Raw genomic sequence first — 6,424 nt, 5'->3', positions numbered from 1 at the left:
TGCGCTTAGCTTACGGAAAATTCTACTTTTGAACACTCTGGTTTTTCGGGGGGATTACCTATCCAATCAATTTTTTTAAAATAATGACTACGTATTCAATATATCATACTAAAGTATATTTATATCATAATCAATGATTTATAAATCATTATAGCGCGATTGAAGTCGGGATTTATTGCATACGTATGCAATATATTCTAAAACTGCACTTGGGCTTGAGCAGCAGTAAAGAATATCGGTTGTGAGGCCCGTATCAAGTAGGTACTGACTACAACGACAAAATGCTCAGCGTTATTGCTGAATTACGATTAGGAGTGCTGTATGAAACGTTTACTTCCTCTCACGTCTTTGGCCGCTGCTGTCGCTTTGGCTGCTTCGACTCATGCGCTCGCTGAAGCGGAGCGCGTCATCAACGTAAGCCTGCCGCTCGGTCCTGAATCACAGCAGGGTATAGGTGTCCTTAAATTTGGTGAAGAGCTTGAGCGCCTATCTGATGGTCGCCTGACGATCGAACCTCACTACGACAACGCGCTAGGGGCGGAGCGAGAAGTCATTGAAGGCATGGGATTAGGCATGATTGATGCGGGCATCGCTTCCACTGGCCCGATGGGTGGCTTCGTGGATGAGTTCCTGCTTTTCGACCTTCCTTATATTTTTGAAAACCACGAACATGCCTATGCCTTCTTGGACAGTGAGCATGGTGAGCAGCTTGCTCAGTTAGCCGAGGAGCAAATGAACGTCAAGTTCCTCGCATGGATGGAGAATGGCTTCCGTCATAACACTAACTCGGTCCGCCCAATTGAGCATCCAAGCGACTTAGAAGGTATCGATCACCGTACTCAGGAAAGCCGTGTTCAGGTTGATACTTGGGAAGCGTTGGGTGCTAACGCCACGCCGATGGCTTGGACTGAAGTGTACACCGCACTACAGCAGGGTGTGATGGAGAGCCAAGAAAACCCGCTGGCAACTATCTATGATGTGAACTTTTACGAGGTCCAGGATTACTTGAATATGACTCAACACGTCTATTCACCGGCTCCTCTCATGATGAGTTTGGATCTCTTCAATTCTTTCAGCGAAGAAGATCAGGCCATCATCATGGAGGCTGCCCAGATTGCTCTTCCTGTTCAGCGTGAAGCAAGTCAAGAGCTGGAACAACGCTACCTTGGGGAGCTTGAAGAACTCGGAATGACTGTGACCGAGCCTGACCTTGATCCCTTCCGTGAGGCCGTTCGCCCAGTAATTGAGGAATGGAGCCCCACTGTCGGTGAAGAGCTCGTCGATGCTGCCATCAACTTTGACTACTGATACTCATGTGTCCGCAGGGCGAGACTCTGCGGGCCAGCCCTAAAGTAGGAGGCAGCTATGAAAAAATATCTATCGCTAGCCAACAAAGTCATCGATTACTTCAACACTCTGATTGGTTGGGGGTTAGCCACACTCTTGCTGGTGATGACCGTCCTCATTTTTTGGCAGGTATTTGCTCGGTTTGTCATAGGAAGCCCTCTATTTTTCTCTGATGAAATAGCTCGCTTCTGTATGTTGTGGCTGACGTTTCTTGGAGCTGGGTATGCCTATCGAAAAGGACTGCTAATTTCCGTAGATATCCTGATTGAATATTCTGGAAATAAGCTGGCCAGTCTGCTGAGGATTGCCATCATCCTGTGTTCTTTTCTGTTTGCTTTCATCATGGCTAAGTATGGATTTGACTTGGCTGATCGGGTTGCATCCCAAACCGCGCCCAGCACCCGTGTATCTATGATGTGGCCATATCTCGCAGTTCCTGCAGGTGGCATCGTCATTATGATCAATAGCCTGGGTTTGCTGATTGATGAAGTTCTGGGTACCCAGCCCAACCCGAAGCAGGAGGTGATCTAACGATGGCTCTTCTCCTGTTTTTACTGTTGATATCACTGTTCATTATCGGCGTGCCGATCGCTTTCTCACTTGGTCTAGCGTCTGCTGTAACAGTTTGGCATGGCGACATTATGCCATTGCTCGTCATCGCTCAGCAGTTAGTGGCTTCTGTGAACTCTTTTCCGCTGATGGCTATACCCTTTTTCATTCTGGCTGGCTATTTAATGCAGGGTGGAGGTATATCCCAACGGCTGGTCGATTTCTCCAACACTCTGGTCGGCAGTATGACAGGCGGTCTCGCGATGGTGGCCATCGTTACCTCGCTGTTCTTTGCTGCTATCTCTGGGTCAGGTGCGGCGACGACTGCGGCAATTGGCTCAATTCTTATTCCGGCGATGCTGTCAAAGGGGTATCCAAGTGGATATGCGGCTGCCAACCAAGCTGCTTCTGGTGCACTTGGCGTCATTATTCCTCCAAGCATTCCGCTAATTCTCTATGGGATTGCAGCGAACGTATCCGTGGGCGATATGTTTATCGCAGGCATCCTGCCAGGGGTACTGGTCACACTCTCATTGCTGGTTTTTGCTTACTTTTTTGCCAGGGCAAATGGCCTCCAGGGTGGCGAGAAAAGTTCCTTTAAGGACGTCTTGCGTGCAGGACGAAAGGCAATCCTAGCTATCCTCATGCCAATCATCATCCTTGGCGGCATTTACGGCGGCATCTTTACGCCGACTGAGGCCGCGGTAATTGCAGTGGCTTACTCCTTTATGGTCGGCTTCGTTATCTACCGCGAAATCAAACTGACTAGTCTAGTCGGTATCCTCAAGCAATCGGCGGTCACAACCGCGGTTGTGCTAAGCATTATCGGTGCCGCTGGGCTATATGGACGTATTCTGCAGCGTCTAAGAGTGCCAGACATGATATCTGAGTTCGTGATCTCGGCCATCGACAGTCCTTTGCTCTTCATTATTCTGGCGAACCTTCTGCTGTTAGTGGCCGGTATGTTTATTGAGGCTGCAGCGGCCATTCTCATTTTCGTACCCATCCTTTTGCCCATCGCTGTTGGCTTCGGTTTCGATCCGGTTCACTTCGGCATCATCATGGTGGTCAATCTTGCCATGGGGATGTTCACTCCACCGGTTGGTCTCAACCTCTTCGTGGCGTCTCAGATCACTCATGTAAGTATCGCGCGCCTCACTTGGGCCGTATTGCCCTTTGTTGGCATCGTACTAATCAACCTATTGATTATTAGCTTGTTGCCGTTCCTGTCTACTTGGCTGCCTTCGCTGTAACCCCCTTCTAAGGAGAGAAACGCTATGACCGTTGTAGAAAGTCTAACGCCACGCCATGGCCTCAGAGTACTGATTACCGCTGGTGCCAATGGTATCGGATTAGCAATTGCTAAGGCCTTTCAGGAGGCGGGCGCAAGAGTGCATATCTGTGACATCGACACTCAAGCCTTGGCTTCGCTACCGCAGGGCATTTCACACACGGTGGCTGATGTCAGCCAAGAAGAGGATGTCGATCGGTTGTTTCAAGATGTCGCTTCTCTGGGTGGGCTTGATGTCGTCGTTAATAACGCTGGCATCGCCGGGCCTACTGCGGGGATCGATGAGATCGACAATGACACCTGGACCCGCACTATCGATATCAATCTCAATGGTCAGTACCGGGTTGCTCACCGTGCGACCCCGTTACTGAAGGAAAGCCAGGGGCTGCTTATCAACCTGGCTTCGGTCGCAGGCCGCCTGGGCTTTGCCTACCGCACACCTTATGCCGCCAGCAAATGGGCTGTGGTCGGCCTGACCAAGAGCTTGGCTAGCGAGCTCGGCCCTGAAGGAGTAAGAGTCAACGCCATTCTACCCGGCATCGTGCGTGGGCCGCGTATCGAAAAGGTCATTGAGGACCGCGCGGCCAAGCGCGGGCTTAGCTATGCCGAAATGGAACAGGAAAATCTTTCCAAGATATCCATGCGCCGCATGGTCGAGCCTTCCGATATTGCGGCGATGGCTCTGTTCCTGTCAGCTCCTGGGGGCACCAATATCTCAGGTCAGGCGCTGAGTGTCTGTGCCAACGTCGAATCTTTGTGACCGATATAGGAGTCACCACATGACAGCACGTATAGGAATCATCGGCGCAGGCTTGATTGGTCGCGCTTGGGCCATTGTTTTTGCCCGAAGCGGTATGACTGTACGCCTGTACGACGTTGATGCTAATGCTCTGGACCAAGCCCGAGACGCTATTCGTCAATCTCTTCAGGACTTACACCAGGTGGGCTTGATTGAGGACGTTGAGGCACCTCTTTCCCTCATCCAGACAGAAAGTGACTTGGCACACTCCATGATGGGTGTTGAGTACGTTCAGGAATGTGGGCCTGAAGACGTTGCGGCCAAACGGCGTATTTATACCGAGCTTGAGTCGGTGGTGACGCCAGATACTGTGCTGGCTAGTTCCACCTCCGGTATCGCCGCTTCCCGGTTCACTGATCACCTGAAACACCCTGAGCGCTGCTTGGTCGCCCATCCCGTCAACCCACCTTACTTGATTCCTTTAGTTGAAGTAGTCCCATCACCTGCTACGTCGGAAGCATCGGTAAACCGCACCATGCAATTGATGGAAGAAGCTCAACAGACCCCAATCCTGGTTCGCAAGGAAATTCAAGGCTTTATCCTCAATCGTTTACAAGGCGCATTGCTGAACGAATCGCTACGTCTGTTTCGTGATGGCTATGTTTCCGCTGAGGATCTGGACAAGACTGTTAAGCACGGTCTTGGACTGCGCTGGTCGTTTATGGGGCCATTCGAAACCATCGACCTTAATGCGCCTAATGGAGTCGTCGATTATGGCGATCGCTACGGCCCACTTTACCGCGATGTCGACCGACAGCGCGGGGATGATGACCCCTGGGATGTCGCCACCCTGGCTGCCCTTGGGCAGGAACGACGAGAGCAGCTACCTTCCGAAGGCCTAGCTAAGCGGCAAGCTTGGCGCGACCGCCGCCTAATGGCATTGATGGCGCATCAGCGTCATATCGAGACCCAATAATTTTTGATCTTGCAAGGAGAGACTTTCAATGGCTAACAAGCGCAAAGTCATCATTACCTGCGCCGTAACCGGTGCCATCCATACGCCGTCCATGTCTCCACACCTGCCGGTGACACCTGAGGAAATTGCCGAGGCCGGCATTGCTGCTGCTGAGGCGGGCGCTTCCATACTTCACCTTCATGCCCGCGATCCCGAGAATGGTAAGCCCACACAAGATCCAGCGATCTTCGAGCGATTTCTACCGCGTATCAAGAAAGCCACCGATGCGGTCATCAACCTTACCACTGGTGGCAGCCCGCATATGACCGTGGAAGAACGCATGAGGCCGGCCATGGAGTTCAAGCCCGAGCTTGCTTCTATGAATATGGGGTCGATCAACTTTGGGCTATTCCCCATGCTCAACCGGTATGAAAATCTCGAGTACGAATGGGAGCGTGCCCACCTAGAGAATAGTCGCGACCTGGTATTCAAGAACACTTTTGCTGATATCGAAAAGGCCATGACCCTTGGGGCAAAGAACGGCACCCGCTTTGAATGCGAATGCTACGATATTGGCCATCTCTACAATCTACGCAATCTGATGGACCGCGGCATTATTAGCGGAAAAGTCTTCGTACAGAGTGTATTTGGCATCTTGGGTGGTATCGGCCCCCACCCTGAGGATGTTATGCATATGCGCCGTACCGCCAACCGCCTCTTCGGTGATGACTACGAATGGTCGGTACTGGGTGCCGGAGGTAACCAGATGCGCATTGCCGCTCAGGCGGCTGCTATGGGCAGTCATGTACGCGTCGGTCTTGAAGATTCGCTATGGCTTTCTCCTGGAAAGCTAGCCAAAAGTAACGCGGCCCAAGTAGCCAAAGTGCGCGAAATACTCGAGGGTCTGTCCTTTGAAGTAGCAACGCCCGACGAAGCGCGCGAAATGCTTCAACTTAAAGGTGCCGACCAAGTCGGTTTCTAGGGAGGTGATCTAATGCCAGTGTATCGACTTGAAGGTAATGTCCCCGAGATAGCCTCAGGTGCCATGGTGATGGAAGAAGCTACGCTGATTGGGCGTGTTCATCTGGCTAATGAAGTATCGGTTTGGCCTGGCGCTGTGCTACGCGGAGATAATGAAACTATCACCGTCGGCGAGGGCAGCAATTTGCAGGATGGTTGTGTGGTACACACCGATCCTGGATATCCAGTCACTATAGGCCGTCATGTGACCGTTGGGCACTTAGCCATGTTACATGGCTGCAAAGTTGGTGACGGTGTGCTAGTAGGTATGAACGCTACGCTACTTAATGGCGCAGAGATTGGTGAACATTGCATCATCGGCGCAGGGGCTCTAGTTACCTCGGGCAAACAATTTCCTCCACGCTCGTTAATTGTAGGCGTACCCGCTAAGGTGGTCAGAGAGCTAACCGATGAAGAAGTGCAAGGTGCATTAGACAACAGCTCGGTTTACGTAAAAAAGATCGACCAGTATCGGTCTCTTGAAAAGCTGTAAGAGTGAAGACGGTAAGTCACCGCCTTTGGT

At 51.5% G+C, this 6,424-nt stretch carries 7 protein-coding genes; all 7 read left to right on the top strand.

The window, feature by feature from the left end; all coding sequences use genetic code 11:
- Positions 1 to 321 precede the first annotated feature (321 nt).
- Genes ADS46_RS12640 through ADS46_RS12610 form a run of 7 tightly spaced genes read left to right on the top strand, consistent with a single transcriptional unit; the run spans position 322 to position 6,394 of the window.
- The gene (locus ADS46_RS12640) at positions 322 to 1,308 is read left to right on the top strand and encodes a TRAP transporter substrate-binding protein (RefSeq protein ID WP_066320638.1); all 987 of its coding nucleotides are present in this window, start codon (positions 322 to 324) and stop codon (positions 1,306 to 1,308) included.
- Positions 1,309 to 1,365: 57 nt separating this feature from the next.
- Positions 1,366 to 1,878: a TRAP transporter small permease gene (locus tag ADS46_RS12635; protein ID WP_066320636.1), complete on the top strand. Its 513-nt coding sequence runs from the start codon at positions 1,366 to 1,368 to the stop codon at positions 1,876 to 1,878.
- Positions 1,879 to 1,880: 2 nt separating this feature from the next.
- On the top strand, positions 1,881 to 3,149 hold the full coding sequence (locus ADS46_RS12630) for a TRAP transporter large permease (protein WP_066320634.1): 1,269 nt from the start codon (positions 1,881 to 1,883) through the stop codon (positions 3,147 to 3,149).
- A gap of 24 nt (positions 3,150 to 3,173) precedes the next feature.
- Positions 3,174 to 3,947, top strand: a complete 774-nt coding sequence (locus ADS46_RS12625) for an SDR family oxidoreductase (protein ID WP_066320632.1) — start codon at positions 3,174 to 3,176, stop codon at positions 3,945 to 3,947.
- A gap of 19 nt (positions 3,948 to 3,966) precedes the next feature.
- Positions 3,967 to 4,902, top strand: coding sequence for a 3-hydroxyacyl-CoA dehydrogenase (locus ADS46_RS12620; RefSeq protein WP_066320631.1), 936 nt, complete (start codon positions 3,967 to 3,969; stop codon positions 4,900 to 4,902).
- Between the two features lie 28 nt (positions 4,903 to 4,930).
- Positions 4,931 to 5,863: a 3-keto-5-aminohexanoate cleavage protein gene (locus ADS46_RS12615; RefSeq protein WP_066320626.1), complete on the top strand. Its 933-nt coding sequence runs from the start codon at positions 4,931 to 4,933 to the stop codon at positions 5,861 to 5,863.
- A gap of 12 nt (positions 5,864 to 5,875) precedes the next feature.
- A complete protein-coding gene (locus ADS46_RS12610; protein ID WP_066320625.1) occupies positions 5,876 to 6,394 on the top strand; it encodes a gamma carbonic anhydrase family protein in 519 nt (172 codons plus the stop codon).
- Positions 6,395 to 6,424: the final 30 nt, after the last annotated feature.

The sequence above is a fragment of the Halomonas sp. G11 genome (assembly GCF_001663515.1).
Lineage (GTDB): Bacteria > Pseudomonadota > Gammaproteobacteria > Pseudomonadales > Halomonadaceae > Vreelandella.
The sequence above is the reverse complement of the archived record's forward strand: the minus strand, read 5'-3'. Positions and strand labels throughout refer to the sequence as shown.

Bases quoted from the DNA above. Each gene is read 5' to 3' on its own strand.
- ADS46_RS12640 (WP_066320638.1), top strand. From the start codon at position 322: ATGAAACGTTTACTTCCTCTCACGTCTTTGGCCGCTGCTGTCGCTTTG.
- ADS46_RS12635 (WP_066320636.1), top strand. From the start codon at position 1,366: ATGAAAAAATATCTATCGCTAGCCAACAAAGTCATCGATTACTTCAAC.
- ADS46_RS12630 (WP_066320634.1), top strand. From the start codon at position 1,881: ATGGCTCTTCTCCTGTTTTTACTGTTGATATCACTGTTCATTATCGGC.
- ADS46_RS12625 (WP_066320632.1), top strand. From the start codon at position 3,174: ATGACCGTTGTAGAAAGTCTAACGCCACGCCATGGCCTCAGAGTACTG.
- ADS46_RS12620 (WP_066320631.1), top strand. From the start codon at position 3,967: ATGACAGCACGTATAGGAATCATCGGCGCAGGCTTGATTGGTCGCGCT.
- ADS46_RS12615 (WP_066320626.1), top strand. From the start codon at position 4,931: ATGGCTAACAAGCGCAAAGTCATCATTACCTGCGCCGTAACCGGTGCC.
- ADS46_RS12610 (WP_066320625.1), top strand. From the start codon at position 5,876: ATGCCAGTGTATCGACTTGAAGGTAATGTCCCCGAGATAGCCTCAGGT.